Source organism: Luteimonas rhizosphaericola (genome assembly GCF_029888045.1).
GTDB classification, from domain to species: Bacteria; Pseudomonadota; Gammaproteobacteria; order Xanthomonadales; family Xanthomonadaceae; genus Luteimonas; species Luteimonas rhizosphaericola.
The window spans coordinates 544,849-562,027 of the sequence record NZ_JARXRN010000028.1; the positions used below are offsets into that span (position 1 = coordinate 544,849).

Here is a 17,179-nt window from a genome sequence, read left to right on the forward strand (position 1 = left end):
CGACGCGCGGATGTTCCGCCAACAGGGACCTCCAGCCGCAGCAGCAGCGGGGGCGGCCTCGAGCAAATCTTCTATCCCGTCACGCAGCGGCGTTTCTTTCGTCTTCGAAATGCAGCCCGCACTCCCGCTTCAACCCGAAGAAGCGGGTCTGCTCTTCGCTGATGTCGGCGGTGAGCGGGCGCGTGGTGTGCACGTCCCCGATCGAGACGTAGCCCTGCTCCCATAGCGGGTGGTACGGCAGGTCGTGGCGGGCGAGGTACTGGCCGACGTCGCGGTCGGTCCAGTCGGCGATGGGGTGCAGCTTCCAGCGGCCGTCTTTGCGTTCCAGGAACTCGATGCCGGCGCGGGTCCGGGCCTGGCTGCGGCGCAGGCCGGCGATCCACGTGCCCACGCCCAGCTCGCGCAGCGCGCGCTGCATCGGCTCGACCTTGCGCAGCCGGTTGTAGCGCTCGATGCCGTCGACGCCTTCCTCCCAGATCCGGCCCATGCGCGCCTCCATCCAGGCCACGCCGATCTGCGGCCGGTAGACCTTGAGGTTGAGCGAGAGCCGCTCGGTCATCTCGTCGATGAAGCGGTAGGTCTCGGGGAACAGATAGCCGGTGTCGACGACGACGACCGGCAGGTCGGCGCGCTGGGCAGTCGCCATGTGCAGCGAGACGGCCGCCTGCGCACCGAAGCTGGACGAGAGCGCGTGTTCGCCGGGCAGGGTGTGCAGCGCCCATTCGACGCGCTCCTCGGCGCGACGGCCGGCCAGCCACCGGTTGAGCTCGGCGCGCGCTTCGAGCGATTCGAGCGCGGCATCCACGGTGGGAATGTTCATGCGACGTCCTCGACCAGGGTGCTGTCGATGGGGATGTATTGGCGACGGTCCCTTGCGGGGATCTCGACCACGCCCGTGCGCAGCAGGAAATCGCCGAAGCCCTCGTGCTCGAGCCTGGCCGCGGCGTAGCGCGCGAACAGGGGCTCGAGTTCGGCCAGGATCTGCGCCTGGGTGATGTTCTCGCGGTACAGCGTGTTCAGGCGCTGGCCACGATGGTCTGCGCCGAGCATCAGGTTGTAGCGGCCCGGCGCCTTGCCCACGAGCGCGATCTCGCCCAGATACGGGCGCGAGCAGCCGTTGGGGCAGCCGGAGATGCGCAGCAGGATCGGCGCGTCGGCCAGGCCGTGCGCCTCGAGCATCGGCTGCAGCGCGTCGGTGATCTCGGGCAGGTAGCGCTCGGCCTCGGCCATCGCCAGGCCGCAGGTCGGCAGCGCCACGCAGGCCATCGCCGCGCGCGCCAGCGCGGTCGGCGCGCGATTGCCGGCGTCGAGCGCATGCGCCCGTACGAGCGCCTCGACCCGCTCGCGCTCGCCGGCCGGCACGCCGGCGATCACCAGGTTCTGGTTGCCGGTCAGGCGGAACTCGCCGCGGTGGATGCGGGCGATCTCGCGCAGGCCGGTCAGGTGTGGCGCGTCCGGATGGTCGGCGATGCGGCCGGACGGCAGCGAGAGGGTGAGATGCCAGCGCCCGTCCTCGCCCTCGACCCAGCCGTAGCGATCGCCGTTGTGGTCGAACGCGGCCGAGCGGGGCGCCCCGAACGTCACGCCCGACCGGCGCTCGATCTCCGCCTTGACCGCGTCCAGCCCATGGTCGTCGATCGTGTACTTGAAGCGGGCGCGCTTGCGCACGGTGCGGTTGCCGAGGTCGCGCTGCGTGGTGACGACCGCGGTCGCGACCGCCAGCAGCGCATCGCGCGGGATCCAGCCGATGTTGTTGCCCAGACGCGGATAGGTCTCCGGGTCGCCGTGGGTCGCGCCCATGCCGCCGCCGACAGTCACGTCGTAGCCGGCGAGCTCCCCGGCGGCGTCGAGCACTCCGATGAAGCCGAGGTCGTTGGCGTACACGTCCACGTCGTTCACCGGCGGCAGCGCGAAGCCGATCTTGAACTTGCGCGGCAGGTAGGTCTCGCCGTAGACCGGCTCCTGCTCGCCGCCGCTGCCGGCCACGCGCTCCTCGTCCAGCCAGATCTCGTAGTAGGCGCGGGTATTGGGCAGCAAATGCTCGGAGGTACGCGCGGCGTCGGCGTAGAGCGCGGCATGCGCGTGCGAGAGCAGCGGGTTGGCCGCGACCTGCACGTTGCGGTTGACGTCGCCGCACGCGGCCAGGGTGTCGATCAGCGCGGCGTTGATCGCCTGCATCGTCGCCTTCAGGTCGCGCTTGATCACGCCGTGGAACTGGAACGCCTGTCGGGTGGTGACGCGCAGCGAATGGTTGGCGAAGCGGGTGGCGACGGCATCGAGCTGCAGCCACTGCGCCGGCGTGACCACGCCGCCGGGCGTGCGGGTGCGGATCATGAACTGGTAGGCGGGCTCGAGCTTCTGGCGGCGGCGTTCGTCGCGGATGTCGCGATCGTCCTGCTGGTAGCTGCCGTGGTACTTGATCAGCGTCTGGTCGTCTTCGCGCAGCGCGCCCGTCACCGGGTCGGCGAGGCTGTCGAGCAGGGAGCCACGCAGGCGCTGGCTCGCGGCCTTGATGTCTTCGACGGAATGGTTGCTCATGGCGTGGTCGGGGCGGCTGGCAAGGGCGGGGACGTGGAGGCGCCTGCCCCCATCCGCCCTGTGGGCAGCTTCCCGCGCGCGCGGGGAAAGGGACTGGATCTGCACGGGATGGAGTCGACCCGTTCAGTAGACGTCGCGTGCATAGCGTCCTTCCTTCTGCAGCGTGGACAGGTACTCGGCCGCGGCCTCTGCGTCGCTGCCGCTGTGCGAGGCGACGATGTCGAGCAGTGCCGCGTGCACGTCCTTGCCCATGGCGATCGCGCCGCACACGTACAGGTGGGCGCCGCCCTGCAGCCAGTCGTACAGGTCGCGGCCGCGCTCACGCAGGCGGTGCTGCACGTAGACCTTCTCCGCCTGGTCGCGCGAGAACGCCAGGTCCAGCCGGTGCAGCTCGCCGGTGCGCAGGGCGTCCTGCCACTCGGCCTGGTAGAGGAAGCCGGTATTGAAATGCTGGGCGCCGAAGAACAGCCAGTTGCGGCCGCTGGCGCCGGTCTCGGCCCGCTCCTGCACGAAACCGCGGAACGGGGCCACGCCGGTGCCGGGGCCGATCATGATGACGTCACGCGCGCCGTCGGCGGGCACCCGGAAGCGTTCGTTCGGTTCGACGTACACCGGCACCTGGCCGCCCTCGTCGAGTGCCGCCAGAAAGCCGCTGGCGGCGCCGCCGTGCGCGTGGCCGTGGGCGTGGTAGCCGAGGATATCGACCGTGAGGTGCGCCTCGTCGCCGACGCGCTTGCGGCTGGAGGCGATCGAGTACAGGCGCTGTGCCTGCGGCCGCAGGGCAGCCAGCAGCGCATCGGGCTGCCAGTCGGCGGGCCAGCGGCGCAGCACGTCGATCAGCTGGTGGTCGGCGAGCAGCGCGGCCAGGCCCGGCTGCCCGGGTTCCAGCAGCGCGGCCAGGTCGGCGCTGCCGCTGCGCTGCGCCAGTGCGGACAGCAGCGGGCGCGAGAGCCGGCTCAGTTCGCGCCGCGTGGCCAGCCATTCGGACAGCGGCAGCGCATCGCCGCCGACGCTCACGCTGGCGTCGCCATCGAGCCGGGTCGCCTCCAGCACCGCGGCCACAAGAAGCTCCGGGTTGCGGTGGCGGATGCCCAGCGCGTCGCCGGGTTCGTAGGCCAGGCCGGAGCCGTCGAGCGACAGTTCGATGTGGCGCACGTCCTTGTCGATCGCGCCGTAGCGGCGGAATCCGGTGCCGCGGAACTCGCGCCCGCTCAGCGACTGGTTGGCCAGCACTTCGGCCGGGAACGGACGCTCGTGCGACCAGCTCGCCGCCGGGCGCAGCGGGGTCACCGTGGCCACGTGCGCGGTCGACGGCGCAGCGACCTTCAGGAGTTCCGCGGCACTGGCCAGCGCGGTTTCGCGCCAGGGCCCGGCCACGGTGTCGATATCGAGGTCCGCCATCGCGACTTCGGCGATGCGCTGCGCGCCCAGTTCGGCCAGGCGGGCGTCGATGCGGCAGGCGATGCCGCAGAAGTCGGCATAGCTGGTGTCGCCCAGGCCGAGGACGGCGTACTTCAGCTCGGGCAGTTTCGGCGCGCGCCTGCCGGCGAGGAACTCGACGAAGCCGATCGCATCGTCCGGAGGATCGCCTTCGCCCTGGGTGCTGATCACCACGTACAGCAGGCGTTCGGAAGCGAGTTCGCGGGTGGCATAGGCATCGGCGCGCACCAGGCGCGCGGGCAGGCCGGCGGCCTGCACCCGTTCGAACAGCGCCTCGGCCGCGCGGCGCGCGTTGCCGGTCTGGCTGCCGTAGACGATGGTCAGGCGCGTCCCGGGGGCGGCTTCGGCGCGCGCGGCGGGCGGCGGCGTCGCCGCGGACGCAGGACCACGACTGGCCAGGCCCGCGGCGTAGCCCGACAGCCACCACAGCCCGGCCGGCTCCAGCCCCTGGGTGAGGCGGACCAGCGCGTCCGCCGTCTCCTGCGGAAACGGCAGCGCGGGCAGTGCGGCGGGTGCGGACATCCTCCGGCGTTCCTTGGATGAGGGGACGTTCGAAGGCTAGGCAGGCGCGGCCGGCGCGGGAAAGGAGGGTCGGTTATGCAGTCATGCCCTGCGGTGATTTACGGGACGGGGAGGGGGGCTGGCTACAATCGCCGCCAATGACGCTGCCCCAGCCCCTGCCAGCCGCCGCCACCGCCGACCTCGACCGGCTCGAGGCCGAGAGCCTGCACATCCTGCGCGAAGTGGCGGCCGAGTGCCGGAACCCGGTGCTGCTGTACTCGATCGGCAAGGACAGTTCGGTGCTGCTGCACCTGCTGCTCAAGGCCTTCGCCCCGGCGCTGCCGCCGATCCCTCTGCTGCACGTGGACACCACGTGGAAGTTCCGCGAGATGATCGCGTTCCGCGACCGCCGCGCCGCCGAGACCGGGGTGGAGCTGCGCGTGCACATCAACGCGGACGGGGTGCGCGAGGGCGTCGGCCCCTTCAGCCACGGCGCCAGCGTGCACACCGAGGTGATGAAGACCCAGGCGCTGAAGCAGGCGCTGGCCGCCGGCGGCTACGACGCCGCGATCGGCGGTGCGCGCCGCGACGAGGAGAAATCGCGCGCCAAGGAGCGCGTGTTCTCGTTCCGCGATGCGCAGCACCGCTGGGATCCGCGCCGCCAGCGCCCGGAACTGTGGAACCTGTACAACGCGCGCGTCGGCGAGGGCGAGAGCGTGCGCGTGTTCCCGCTGTCGAACTGGACCGAGCTGGACGTGTGGCGCTACGTGCGCCGCGAGCGCATCGACGTGGTGCCGCTGTACTTCGCCGCCGAACGCCCGGTGGTGCGCCGCGACGGCACCTGGATCATGGTCGACGACGAACGCTTCGTGCTGCGCGATGGCGAGCGGTTGGAGCAGCGCCGGGTGCGCTTCCGCACGCTCGGGTGCTATCCGCTGACCGGCGCGGTGGAATCGGACGCGGCCGACCTGGACGCGGTGATCGCCGAGATGGAGAGCAGCGCGCAGTCCGAGCGCGCCGGCCGCCTGATCGATCACGCCGACGGCGATTCGATGGAAAAGAAGAAGCGGGAAGGATATTTCTGAGGCGCGCGGGAGCCGTGCGCCGGGCGGCCGGATGGCGGGCCCGGGAGGCGGCGGTGGCGGGCACGGTCCGGACGGCACGGGCCGGTGCGGTCCGGACGCGCGGCCCGCTTTCGCCCAGGCGTGACCCGCCGCCCCGCGAGCCGCTGGCCGAGCGGACGCCGAACCGGGGATGGCGCCGGATCGCGCACCGTGCATTGCGAGAGGAAACGAGTTGATGACCAGTGCCGCCCGCGACCTGTATCGACCCACCGGCGTCTCCGCCGAGCCTGCGTCACGCGAACGTGAGCGCGGCGACGGAGCGGGCGATCCCGGCGCGGACTTCCTGCGCCTGATCGCCTGCGGCAGTGTCGACGACGGCAAGAGCACCCTGATCGGGCGGCTGTTGCACGAGGCCGGGCGCGTGCCCGACGACGAGCGCGCGGCCCTGGCGCGCGCCAGCGCGACCCACGGGACCCGCGGCGCCGAGATCGACTACGCGCTGCTGCTAGACGGCCTGGACGCCGAACGCGAGCAGGGCATTACCATCGACGTCGCGTGGCGCCACCTGCAGACCGCGCGCCGCCGCTTCCTGATCGCCGACTGCCCGGGCCATGTGCAATACACCCGCAACATGGCCACCGGCGCCTCGGTGGCGGACCTGGCCATCGTGCTGGTCGACGCCACCCGCGGCCTGCTGCCGCAGACCTTCCGCCACGCCGCGATCCTGTCGCTGTTCGGCGTGCGCCACGTGCTGCTGGCGGTCAACAAGATGGACCGGGTCGGCTTCGACCAGGCGGTGTTCGACGACATCGCCTCGCGCTTCGGCGCGCATGCGCAGAAGCTGGGCATCCCGGACGTGGCCGCGATCCCGGTGGCGGCCGCGGTCGGCGACAACGTCACCACGCGCTCGGACGCGATGCCCTGGTACGAGGGCTCGAGCGTGCTCGCGCACCTGGAATCGGTGCAGGTGCAGCCGCGCGATCCGGGCGCGCCGATGCGCCTGCCGCTGCAGTCGGTACTGCGCGACGGCGAAGGCGGGCGCTGGCTGGCGGGCACCGTGGCCGCGGGCGGGCTACGGGTGGGTGACGCGGTGCGGGTGGAACCGGCCGGCGCGACCAGCACGATCGCTGCCCTGCATGTCGCGGGCACGTCGCGCGCGGCGGCGCATGCGGGCCAGGCGGTGACCGTGCAGCTGGCGGACGAGGTCGATGCCGGCCGTGGGCACGTGCTGGCCGCGGCAGACGCGCCGCTGGCCCACAGCGACCAGGTGGTGGCCGACGTGCTGTGGTTCGACGAGGCGGCGCTGCTGCCGGGGCGGCGCTACCAGCTCAAGCTGGGCACGCGTACCGTGGGCGCGCGGATCAGCGAGCTCAAGTCGCGGCACGATCCCGAGAGCCTGCAGCCGCTGGCCGCCAAGCGGCTGGAGTTCAACGAGATCGGCGAGATCGTGCTCTCGCTCGATGCGGTGGTCGCCTTCGCGCCGTATGCCGAAAGCGCCGCGCTCGGCGGCTTCATCCTGGTCGACCCGCTGACGCGCGCCACGGTGGGCGCCGGCATGATCCGCCACGGCCTGCGACGCGCCGACAACATCCACTGGCAGGCGCTGGACGTCGACCGCCGCGCGCGCGCCGCGCTCAAGGGCCAGCAGCCGCGCTGCGTGTGGTTCACCGGCCTGTCCGGCGCGGGCAAGTCCACGATCGCCAACCTGGTCGAACGCGGCCTGCTGGCGCGCGGGCTGCATACCTACCTGCTCGATGGCGACAACGTGCGCCACGGCCTCAACCGCGACCTGGGGTTCACCGACGAGGACCGGGTGGAGAACCTGCGCCGCGTGGCGGAAGTGGCGAAGCTGATGACCGATGCCGGCCTGATCGTGCTGGTGAGCTTCATCTCGCCGTTCCGGGCCGAACGCCGCGCGGCGCGCGCGCTGTTCGACGATGGCGATTTCATCGAGGTGCACGTCAACACCTCGCTGGCCGAGGCCGAGCGCCGCGACGTGAAGGGGCTCTACGCCAAGGCCCGCCGCGGCGAACTGCCCAACTTCACCGGCATCGACTCGGCCTACGAGGCGCCCGAGCACGCCGAACTGGTGCTCGACACGGAAGCCGAGTCGCCGGCGGAACTGGCCGAACGGGTGATCGCGCGCCTGCTCGACTGAGGCGCCGCATCCGCGCGCATGCGCGGCCGCTGCGCGTGCGAGTCCCCGCCTGTCTCAGCGCCGGCGCAAGGCGCCGACCACCACCAGGATTACGATCGCGCCCACCAGCGAGGCCAGGAAGCCGACCTGCTCGCCGGGCGCATACCAGCCCATCGTGCGCCCGAACCAGCCGGCCAGCAGCGCGCCGCCGATGCCGAGCAGGATCGTCATGATCAGGCCCATGCGGTCGCGACCGGGCTTGAGCAGGCGCGCGAGCACGCCCACCACCAGGCCGACCAGGATGATCCACAACCAGCTGCTGCCGCCGAAGACGCCGTCCATTCCCCTGTTCCCGTCGTGATGGTCGAAGCGCGAAGACTGGCAGGACCGGCGCGCTCGCGCCAGCCCTGCCGTCCGCCGCCTCAGCAGCAGCCGTGGTCGCCGTGGCGCGCGCCGCTGTCGGGCGCGACCGCGGCGCCGGTGGTCTCGCCGCGCTGGCTGGCGAGGTGGTGTTCGGCGATCACGCGCGCGACTGAGGCGGTGACCTTCTTGCCCATCGGGATGTGCAGGAATTCGTTGGGCCCGTGCGCGTTGGAATGCGGGCCCAGCACGCCGGTGATCATGAACTGCGCGCCGGGGAACTTCTCGCCGAGCATGCCCATGAACGGGATCGAGCCGCCTTCGCCCATGTACATCGCCGGCTGGCCGTAGAACTCGCGGCTCGCGGCATCGATTGCGCGCTCGAGCCAGGGCGACATCGCCGGCGCGTTCCAGCCGGTGGCGGCCTTCTCCAGCGCCAGCGTCACCTTCGCGCCATTGGGCGGATCGCGCAGCAGCGCCTCCTGCAGCAGTTCGCCGGCGCGCTTGCCGTCCACCGTCGGCGGCAGGCGCAGCGACAGCTTGACCGCGGTGTGCGGCCGGAGGACGTTGCCGGCCGAATCCAGCGACGGCACGCCGCCGACGCCGGTCACCGACAGCGCCGGCCGCCAGGTGCGGTTGAGCACCAGCTCGGCGAGGTCGTCGTGCATGGGCGTCAGGCCCGGCACCAGGGGAAACTTGTCGTACACCGCGGTGCCCAGCACCTGCGCCGCGCGGCGGGCCTGTTCGAGGCGCTCGGCCGGGACCTCGGCATGCAGGCCATCGACCAGGATCCGTCCCGTCGTCTCGTCCTCGATCCGCGACAGCAGTTGCCGCAGCAGGCGGAAGCTCGATGGCACTACGCCAGATGCGTCGCCCGAATGCACCCCCTCTTCCAGCACCTGCACGTCCAGGTTGCCGCCCGCCAGGCCGCGCAGGGAGGTGGTGCACCAGAGCTGGTCGTAGTTGCCGCAGCCCGAATCCAGGCACACCACGAGCGAAGGCTTGCCGATCCGGTCGGCGAGGTGGTCCACGTACGCCGGCAGGTCGTAGCTGCCCGATTCCTCGCAGGCCTCGATCAGCACCACGCAGCGCGCATGCGGCACCTGCTGTTCGTGCAGCGCCATCAGGGCGGCCAGCGAACCGAAGATCGCGTAGCCGTCGTCGGCGCCGCCGCGGCCGTAGAGCTTGTCGTCGCGCAGCACCGGCTTCCATGGGCCGAGATCGTCGTCCCAGCCGGTCATCTCCGGCTGCTTGTCGAGGTGGCCGTACAGCAGCACGCAGTCGTCGTCGCTGCCGCCGTGCGCGGCCGGGATCTCCAGATACAGCAGCGGCGTGCGGCCCTCCAGCTGCACCACCTCCACCTGCATGCCGGGCACCGGCTGGGCGCGCGCCCAGGACTCCATCAGCTTCACCGCGTCGGCCATGTAGCCGTTGCGCGCCCAGTCGGCGTCGAACATCGGCGACTTGTTGGGGATGCGGATGTACTCGACGAGCTGCGGAACGATGTCGTCGTCCCACTTCTCCGCCACGTAGCGGTCGATCCTGCTGGCGTCCATGGACACCTCCGTCCAAACGAAACCGCGATTGTACCGCCGCGCCCGTGTAGGGCTTTTCCCACGCTCCGGCACGTACTTGCCCGGGCCGGCAGTGGTGGATGCGGCGATGTCGCGGGCGCCGCCGCCTCGCCAGACTGTTTCCACCGGCAGGCCACCGCCCGCCGGCGGCAAGGAAACCCACTACAGCTCAGGAGAACGGACATGAACATGCTCAAGCACGGCATCGCAGCGCTGCTGCTCTCGCTGGCGATGGCCGGCAGCGCGCTCGCCGCGGAGAAGGTCAACATCAACACTGCCGATGCCGCCACGCTCGACCGCGTGCTGGTCAACGTCGGCCCCTCGAAGGCCGAGGCCATCGTCGAGTACCGCAAGGCCAACGGCCCCTTCCGCAGCCCCGAGCAGCTGGCCCAGGTCAAGGGCATCGGGCTGCGCACGGTGGAGCAGAACCGCGAGCGCATCGTCGTCGCCGCTCCTGCCGGCAAGCCTGCGGCCGCGGCAGGCGCCGCCCGCGCCACCGCGCAGACGCGCTGACCGCAGTCGGCGGGCGCGCACGGACGCGCGTCCGCGATGAAGGAGCAGGGATGGCTCCGGGGACCGGCAGGATGCCGTCACAGGGACGTGCTGCCGCCCGTTCCGTGCCAGGGACCGGCACGGGCGGGCGGCCTCTGCGTCGACGGGGGATCGGCGCCGCCGGCGCCGCTACACTGCCGCGATGGAGCATCCCGCAGGCGTGATACCCGCACAGGAGTACCGGCGCGAGCGCTGGCGCAACGGCGGCGGATGGACGCGCGAGATCCACGCCGAAGGCGGACCCGCCTGGACCTGGCGGCTGTCGATCGCCGAACTCGAGGGCCGGGCGGCCTTTTCGCGCTTCCCCGGCGTGGACCGTGAACTGGTGCTGCTCGCGGGTGACGGGCTGCAGCTGGAATTCGACGACGGTCTGGTCCACGCGCTGGCGCCGCCCTACCAGCGGCTGCGCTTCGCCGGCGAACGCGGGCTGCAGGGCGCGCCGCTGGGCGGCCGCGCGCAGTGTTTCAACCTGATGTGGCGGCGCGGGGCCGTCGAGGCCACGGTGTGGCACCGGCCACTGGCGGGCGCGATGGTGGTGTTCGTCGATCCCGGATCGACCTGGGGCCTGCACCTGCTCGCCGGACGCGTGCGGTTCGAGGGCGGCACCCTGCCCGACATGGCCATGGGCGACACCGCCCTGCTGCGCGCGCCCCAGGGGCGGACCCGGTACGCGCTCGACGGCGGCGGCGAGGCCCTGCTGCTGCGGATGGACCGCCGCGCAGGGCCGGCGGCGGATCAGTCGCGGTCGTCGCGCGCCCAGACGCCGCCGTCGGCGATCCGCACGGGGAAGCGCGCCACCGGCTCGTAGGCCGGCGCGCACAGGGCACGGCCGTCGCGGATGTCGAACCGCGCGCCGTGCAGTACGCACTCCACGCTGCCCTCGGCGGCGTCCACCTGGCCGGCGGACAGCTCGAAGTCCTCGTGCGTGCACTTGTCCTCGAGCGCGTACAGGGTGCCGTCGAGGTTGAACACCACGATCGGCGCGCCGGTCACGTCGTCGAAGGCCGTCTTCTTCTCCCCCGGCAGCAGCTCGCCGGTGGCGCAGACGAAGGTCCAGGTGTCGCTCATGCGGTGCCACCGTCCAGTGCCTTGTCCAGCACTTCGAACCGCAGGTCGTCGCGCAGCGGGATGCCGAAGCGCGTATCCCCATACGGGAAGGGCTTGAACACGCCGGTACGCCGGTAGCCGCGGCGTTCGTACCAGGCGATCAGCGTGTCGCGGATGTCGATCACGGTCATGCGCATGCGCGGCAGGCCCCAGTCCTCGCGCGCCACGCGCTCGGCCTCGGCCAGCAGCCGCGACCCGAGACCGGCGCCCTGCAGCCCGGGCTGCACCGAGAACATGCCGAAGTAGCCGGCGCCGTCCTCCTCGGCCACGTGCGCGCAGGCGATCAGGCGCCCGTCCCGTTCGACCACCAGCACGCGGCTGCGCGCGCGCGCGAGGTCGGCGCGCAGCAGCTCCGGGTCGATGCGCTCGCCGTCGAGGAAATCGGCCTCGGTGGTCCAGCCGCCACGGCTGGCCGGCCCGCGATAGGCGGAGGTGACCAGGGCGACCAGTGCGGGGATGTCGTCGTCGGTGGCGTCGCGGATCTGCATGGCGGAGCGCTATGGCCGGATCAGGCGAGCAGCCGGCGCACCTTGCGCAGGGCGGCGGCGAAGGCGTCGATCTCGTCGTGGGTGTTGTAGAACGCGGCCGAGGCGCGGCAGGTGGCCGCCACCCCGTAGAACTGCAGCAGCGGATGCGCGCAATGCTGGCCCGAGCGTACCGCCACGCCTTCGAGGTCGAGCAGGGTGGCGAGGTCGTGCGCATGCGCGCCTTCGACCAGGAACGAGACCACCGCCGCCTTCTCCGGCGCGCTGCCGAGGATGCGCACGCCGTCGATCGCCTCCAGCGCCTGCGTCATGTGCGCTAGCAGCCCGGCCTCGCGCGCCTCCACGTGCGCCATGCCCAGGCCCTGCAGGTAGTCGACCGCGGCGCCCAGGCCGACGAAGCCGGCGATGTTCGGCGTGCCGGCCTCGAACTTCTGCGGGCCGTCGTTGAACACGGTGCCCTCGAAGCTGACCTCGCGGATCATCTCGCCGCCGCCGAGGAACGGCGGCATCTCCGCCAGGTGCTCGCGCCGCGCCCACAGCGCGCCGGTGCCGGTCGGCCCGCACATCTTGTGGCCGGTGAAGGCGTAGAAGTCGCAGCCGATCGCGGCGATGTCCACCGGCCGGTGCGGCACCGCCTGCGAACCGTCGACCACGGTGACGATGCCGCGCGACCGCGCCTCGCGGCAGATCGCGCGCACCGGGTTGACCGTGCCCAGCACGTTCGACACGTGGGTGATCGCCAGCAGCTTCACGTCCGGCGTCATCGACCGGCGCAGCGCATCCGGGTCGAACGTGCCCTCGGGCGTGATCTCCGCCACCCGCACCCGGGCGCCGGTGCGTTGCGCCACCAGCTGCCACGGCACGATGTTGGCGTGATGCTCCATGCGCGAAACGAGGATCGTGTCGCCGGCCTGCAGCCGCGGCAGCGCCCACGAGTAGGCCACCAGGTTGAGCGCGAACGTGGTGCCGCTGCACAGCACCAGCTCGTCCGCGCGCACGTTGAGGAACCGGGCCAGGGTGGCGCGTGCGCCCTCGTAGGCTTCCGTGGCCTCGGTGCCCAGCGTGTGGACCGCCCGGCTGACGTTGGCGTAGTGCTGGCGGTAGAACGCGTCCATCGCATCGATCACCGCGGCTGGCTTCTGGCCGGAGTTGGCGCTGTCGAGGTAGACGAGCGGCTTGCCGTGCACCTGGCGCGAGAGGATCGGGAAGTCGGCCCGCACGCGGTCCCAGTCCGGCGCGGCGCCTGCGGGCGCCGCCGTGGCGGCCGCGTGGCCGGCGTCGATCGCGTTCATCCGCCCAGCGCCTCCAGCGCCGCGTCGACCTGCGCCGCCAGCGCCTCGCGCAGCGGCGCGTCGTCCACCACCGCCAGCGGCTCGCGGCAGAATGCGGCCGTCAGCAACCGCTTCGCCTGGTCGAGCGGCAGGCCGCGCGCGCGCAGATAGAACAGGGCATCGGGATCGGGCTGGCCGACGGTGGCACCGTGCGCGGCCTGCACCTCGTCGGTATGGATCACCAGCACCGGCTGGGTGTCGATCTCGGCGGTCGCGGACAGCAGCAGGTTCTTGTTCGACAGGCGCGCGTCGGTGCCGTCGGCGCCGGGATGGATGGTGATGCCGCCATGGAACACCGCGCGGCCGCGGCCGGCGCCGATCCCGCGCCAGACCAGTTCGCAGCGCGTGTCGCGGGCCAGGTGCTCGATGCCCAGCCGGGTGTCGAGGTGCGTGCGGCCCGCCGCCAGCAGCACGCCATGCGCCGCCAGCACGGCGCGATCGCCGGCCAGGCGCACGTCGAGTTCGTGGCGCGACAGTGCGCCGCCGAGTTCCAGGTCGACGCGGCGGTAGTTCGACTCTTGCTGCAGCGTCGCGGCGGTGCGGGTGAACAGGGTCGCGCCGTCGGCCGCGCGCTGCACCCGCGCATGCTCGAGCGTCGCGCCTGCGGCGACGTCGATGCGCAGCACGCTGGTGTCGAGGTGGCGGTGCGCGCCGCTGGCGAGATGGTGTTCGACCACGCGCAGGAACGCGCCTGCCTCCAGCGCGACATGGTGCCGCAGGTGCCATGCCAGGTCGGCGTCCGCCGCTGCGCCGACGAAGACGAGCTGCAGCGGCGTCTCGACGCGAACGCCTTCGGCGACGTGCACGCGCACGCCCTGACGCGCGAGCGCGGCATTGAGGCGTGCGAACACGTCGTCGCCCGGCGTGCCCGCGTCTCCGTCACTCTCGACTGCGGGGTCGGCCGCGGACATGTCTTCTGCGGCAGCACCGGCGTCGACGGACAGTCCGGCAGGCAGTGCGTCGACGTGCGACAGTGCCGCGTCGAACTGGCCGTTGACGAACACCAGCCGCGGCCCGGGGATGTCCGCCAGCAGGGCGGCATCGATGGTTGCAGCCGCCGGCACGGCGAAGCTGCGGCGCTCGAGCGCGCGCAGCGACGTGTATTTCCAGCGCTCGCTGCGCGGGCCGGGCAGGCCGTCGCGCAGCGCCACATCGAGCTGCGCGCGCTGCCGCGCATCGTCGCCATGGAACGCCGCGGCCAGGGAATCGAGCAGTGCGCTCATCCGGCGGTCGCCTCCGGCGCCACGCGGTCGGCGATCCAGGCGTAGCCGTGTTCCTCCAGCTGCAGCGCGAGCTCCGGTCCGCCGGATTCGACGATCCGGCCGTCGGCCAGCACGTGGACGTGGTCGGGGCGGATGTAGTCGAGCAGGCGCTGGTAGTGGGTAATCACGAGGAAGGCGCGATCGGGCGCACGCAGCGCGTTGACGCCGTCGGCCACGTGCCGCAGCGCGTCGATGTCGAGCCCGGAGTCGGTCTCGTCCAGGATCGCCAGGCGCGGTTCGAGCACCGCGAGCTGGAAGATCTCGTTGCGCTTCTTCTCGCCGCCCGAGAACCCCTCGTTGACGCCGCGGTGCAGCAGCCTGTCGTCCAGGTGCAGCACCGACAGCTTCTCGCGCACCAGCTTCAGGAACTGCATCGAGTCCAGTTCCTCTTCGCCGCGCGCCTTGCGCTGCGCGTTGAGCGCGCTGCGCAGGAAGTAGGTGTTGTTCACCCCCGGGATCTCGACCGGGTACTGGAAGGCGAGGAACACGCCGGCGGCGGCGCGTTCCTCGGGGTCGAGTTCCAGCAGCGGCCTGCCGTCGAACTCGACCGACCCCGCGGTGACCTCGTAGCCGTCGCGCCCGGCGAGGATGTTGCCGAGCGTGGACTTGCCCGCGCCGTTGGGCCCCATGATGGCGTGCACCTCGCCCGGCTTCACGTGCAGCGTGAGTCCCTTGAGGATGTCCTTGCCGGCGATGCTGGCGTGCAGGTTGTCGATCTTGAGCATGGTGGTTCCGTTTCGTTGATCTGCTCCCGCCGTGCCGGCCAGGGCCGGGGCGGGATGGAACGAGGCCGGGGTCCCCGTCCGCAATTCGGTCGCCTTCCCCGCGCGCGCGGGAAGGACGGGATTCTCAGCCGACGCTGCCTTCCAGCGACACGTCGAGCAGCTTCTTGGCCTCGACCGCGAACTCCATCGGCAGCTCGCGGAAGACCTGCTTGCAGAAGCCGTCGACGATCAGGCTCACCGCGTCCTCCTCGGAGATCCCGCGGGCGCGGCAGTAGAACAGCTGGTCGTCGCTGATCTTGGACGTCGTGGCCTCGTGCTCGACGGTCGCGCCGGGATTCTTCACCTCGATATAGGGGAAGGTGTGGGCGCCGCACTGCTTGCCGATCAGCAGCGAATCGCACTGGGTGTGGTTGCGCGCGCCCTCGGCGCCGGCGGCCACCTTCACCAGCCCGCGGTAGGTATTCTGTCCACGGCCGGCGCTGATGCCCTTGCTGACGATCTTGGACTTGGTGCGCTTGCCGACGTGGATCATCTTGGTGCCGGTGTCGGCCTGCTGCCGGTGGTGGGTCAGCGCGACCGAATGGAACTCGCCGGTCGAATCGTCGCCCAGCAGCACGCAGCTCGGGTACTTCCAGGTGATCGCCGACCCGGTCTCGACCTGGGTCCAGGTCACCTTGCTGCGCGCGCCGCGGCATTCGGCGCGCTTGGTGACGAAGTTGTAGATGCCGCCGCGGCCTTCCTCGTCGCCCGGGTACCAGTTCTGCACGGTCGAGTACTTGATCTCGGCGTCCTCGAGCGCGACCAGCTCCACCACAGCCGCGTGCAGCTGGTTCTCGTCGCGCATCGGCGCGGTGCAGCCTTCCAGGTACGAGACGTAGGCCTTGTCCTCGCACACGATGAGCGTGCGCTCGAACTGGCCGGTGTGGCCGGCGTTGATGCGGAAGTAGGTCGAAAGTTCCATCGGGCAGCGCACGCCCCTGGGGATGAACACGAAGCTGCCGTCGGAGAACACCGCCGAGTTGAGCGCGGCGAAGTAGTTGTCGCCCACCGGCACCACCGTGCCGAGGTACTGTTTCACCAGCTCGGGGTGCTCGGCGATGGCCTCGGACATCGAGCAGAAGATCACGCCCTTTTCGGCCAGCTCCTTGCGGAAGGTGGTGCCGACCGAGACCGAGTCGAACACCGCGTCCACCGCCACGCCGGCCAGGCGCGCGCGCTCATGCAGCGGAACGCCGAGCTTGTCGTAGGTGTCGAGCAGTTCCTGCGGCACCTCGTCGAGCGACTTGTACTTCGGACCCTTCGGCGCGGAGTAGTAGCTGATGGACTGGAGGTCGATCGGCGCGATCCTGAGCTTCGCCCAGTGCGGCACCGGCATGGTCAGCCAGTGGCGGTAGGCGGCCAGTCGCCAGTCGGTCATCCATTGCGGCTCGTTCTTCTTGGCCGAGAGCGCGCGCACGACGTCCTCGTCGAGGCCCGGGGGCAGCGAGTCGGACTCGATCTCGGTCACGAAGCCGGCGTCGTAGCGACGGCCGAGCTGTTCGTGGATTTCGCGGTTGGCGACGGGTTCTAGGAGTTCGGTGGCCATGGGGGCTGCCTTCGATGTGGGGTGCGCGCGCGGCGGTGCCGTCATGCGCTGGCCAGGCGCGCGGCGATGCGCCGGGCCGGCGGAGGGGAGGGCGGAACGTCGTCGAGCATCTGCGCCAGGGTCACGCTGCGCAGCGCATCGGCGACCACGTCGTTGATCCGGCGCCAGTTGGCGCGCACGCCGCAATGCCCGGAGATGCCGCATTCGCCGTGGTCGAGGCTGCACTCGGTCATCGCCAGCGGGCCTTCCATCGCCTCGACGATCTCGACCAGGCTGATGGCGGACGCCGGTCGCGCCAGCCGATACCCGCCATGCACGCCGCGGAAGCCCTCGACCAGCCCGGCCTGCGCCAGCGGCTTGAGCAGCTTGCTCACGGTGGGGCCTTCCAGGCCGGCGCGCTCGGCCAGCTCGGCGGCGCTGAGCACGGCGTCCGGGCGCGAGGCCAGGACGGTCAGCACGACGGTGGCGTAATCGGTGAGTTTGGTGACCCGGAGCACGGATGCGAACGGTTCTCGAAA

Annotated in this window: 16 protein-coding genes; 4 read left to right on the forward strand and 12 right to left on the reverse strand. The window is 71.5% G+C overall.

Annotated features, from left to right (window positions below):
• Positions 1-79: 79 nt before the first annotated feature.
• From QFW80_RS15070 to QFW80_RS15080, 3 genes are all read right to left on the reverse strand, one after another.
• Entirely contained in the window at positions 80-820 is a 741-nt protein-coding gene (locus QFW80_RS15070; protein ID WP_280602795.1) for a phosphoadenylyl-sulfate reductase, read from the reverse strand.
• The gene (gene cysI / locus QFW80_RS15075) at positions 817-2,538 is read right to left on the reverse strand and encodes an assimilatory sulfite reductase (NADPH) hemoprotein subunit (RefSeq protein ID WP_280602796.1); all 1,722 of its coding nucleotides are present in this window, start codon (positions 2,536-2,538) and stop codon (positions 817-819) included. Before cysI ends, QFW80_RS15070 begins: the two co-directional genes overlap by 4 nt.
• Before the next feature lie 123 nt (positions 2,539-2,661).
• Positions 2,662-4,500 carry an assimilatory sulfite reductase (NADPH) flavoprotein subunit gene (locus QFW80_RS15080; RefSeq protein ID WP_280602797.1) on the reverse strand — a complete coding sequence of 613 codons (1,839 nt, stop codon included), beginning with the start codon at positions 4,498-4,500 and terminating at the stop codon, positions 2,662-2,664.
• 137 nt (positions 4,501-4,637) lie between these two features.
• Here QFW80_RS15080 and cysD point away from each other — a divergent pair, with 137 nt between their 5' ends.
• Positions 4,638-5,564 (forward strand): sulfate adenylyltransferase subunit CysD, encoded by a 927-nt coding sequence (cysD, locus tag QFW80_RS15085; protein WP_280602798.1) that lies wholly within the window; start codon positions 4,638-4,640, stop codon positions 5,562-5,564.
• 214 nt (positions 5,565-5,778) lie between these two features.
• Positions 5,779-7,701, forward strand: coding sequence for an adenylyl-sulfate kinase (gene cysC, locus QFW80_RS15090; RefSeq protein WP_280602799.1), 1,923 nt, complete (start codon positions 5,779-5,781; stop codon positions 7,699-7,701).
• Between the two features lie 54 nt (positions 7,702-7,755).
• On the opposite strand, the gene QFW80_RS15095 is transcribed toward cysC, so the two are convergent.
• Together QFW80_RS15095 and QFW80_RS15100 are read right to left on the reverse strand one after the other, a co-directional pair.
• A complete protein-coding gene (locus QFW80_RS15095; protein WP_280602800.1) occupies positions 7,756-8,022 on the reverse strand; it encodes a GlsB/YeaQ/YmgE family stress response membrane protein in 267 nt (88 codons plus the stop codon).
• 80 nt (positions 8,023-8,102) lie between these two features.
• Entirely contained in the window at positions 8,103-9,596 is a 1,494-nt protein-coding gene (locus QFW80_RS15100; protein WP_280602801.1) for a M20 family metallopeptidase, read from the reverse strand.
• Positions 9,597-9,797: 201 nt separating this feature from the next.
• Between QFW80_RS15100 and QFW80_RS15105 the strand changes: the two genes are divergently transcribed.
• Together QFW80_RS15105 and QFW80_RS15110 are read left to right on the forward strand one after the other, a co-directional pair.
• Positions 9,798-10,127: a ComEA family DNA-binding protein gene (locus tag QFW80_RS15105; RefSeq protein ID WP_280602802.1), complete on the forward strand. Its 330-nt coding sequence runs from the start codon at positions 9,798-9,800 to the stop codon at positions 10,125-10,127.
• 181 nt (positions 10,128-10,308) lie between these two features.
• Positions 10,309-10,974: a HutD/Ves family protein gene (locus QFW80_RS15110; protein WP_280602803.1), complete on the forward strand. Its 666-nt coding sequence runs from the start codon at positions 10,309-10,311 to the stop codon at positions 10,972-10,974.
• Here the strand turns inward: QFW80_RS15110 and QFW80_RS15115 are convergent.
• The 7 genes from QFW80_RS15115 to QFW80_RS15145 all read right to left on the reverse strand — a co-directional run bounded on the left by QFW80_RS15115 (position 10,902) and on the right by QFW80_RS15145 (position 17,158).
• A complete protein-coding gene (locus tag QFW80_RS15115; protein ID WP_280602804.1) occupies positions 10,902-11,234 on the reverse strand; it encodes a non-heme iron oxygenase ferredoxin subunit in 333 nt (110 codons plus the stop codon). The two genes, QFW80_RS15110 and QFW80_RS15115, sit on opposite strands and share 73 nt — an antisense overlap.
• A complete protein-coding gene (locus QFW80_RS15120; RefSeq protein ID WP_280602805.1) occupies positions 11,231-11,761 on the reverse strand; it encodes a GNAT family N-acetyltransferase in 531 nt (176 codons plus the stop codon). Before QFW80_RS15120 ends, QFW80_RS15115 begins: the two co-directional genes overlap by 4 nt.
• Before the next feature lie 20 nt (positions 11,762-11,781).
• A complete protein-coding gene (locus QFW80_RS15125; protein ID WP_280602806.1) occupies positions 11,782-13,050 on the reverse strand; it encodes a cysteine desulfurase in 1,269 nt (422 codons plus the stop codon).
• A complete protein-coding gene (gene sufD, locus QFW80_RS15130) occupies positions 13,047-14,312 on the reverse strand; it encodes a Fe-S cluster assembly protein SufD (RefSeq protein ID WP_280602807.1) in 1,266 nt (421 codons plus the stop codon). The genes QFW80_RS15125 and sufD overlap by 4 nt, the downstream gene beginning before the upstream one ends.
• Positions 14,309-15,076, reverse strand: a complete 768-nt coding sequence (sufC, locus tag QFW80_RS15135) for a Fe-S cluster assembly ATPase SufC (RefSeq protein WP_280602808.1) — start codon at positions 15,074-15,076, stop codon at positions 14,309-14,311. Before sufC ends, sufD begins: the two co-directional genes overlap by 4 nt.
• A 124-nt stretch (positions 15,077-15,200) precedes the next feature.
• On the reverse strand, positions 15,201-16,661 hold the full coding sequence (gene sufB, locus QFW80_RS15140; protein WP_280602809.1) for a Fe-S cluster assembly protein SufB: 1,461 nt from the start codon (positions 16,659-16,661) through the stop codon (positions 15,201-15,203).
• Positions 16,662-16,702: 41 nt separating this feature from the next.
• The gene (locus QFW80_RS15145) at positions 16,703-17,158 is read right to left on the reverse strand and encodes an SUF system Fe-S cluster assembly regulator (protein WP_280602810.1); all 456 of its coding nucleotides are present in this window, start codon (positions 17,156-17,158) and stop codon (positions 16,703-16,705) included.
• Positions 17,159-17,179: the final 21 nt, after the last annotated feature.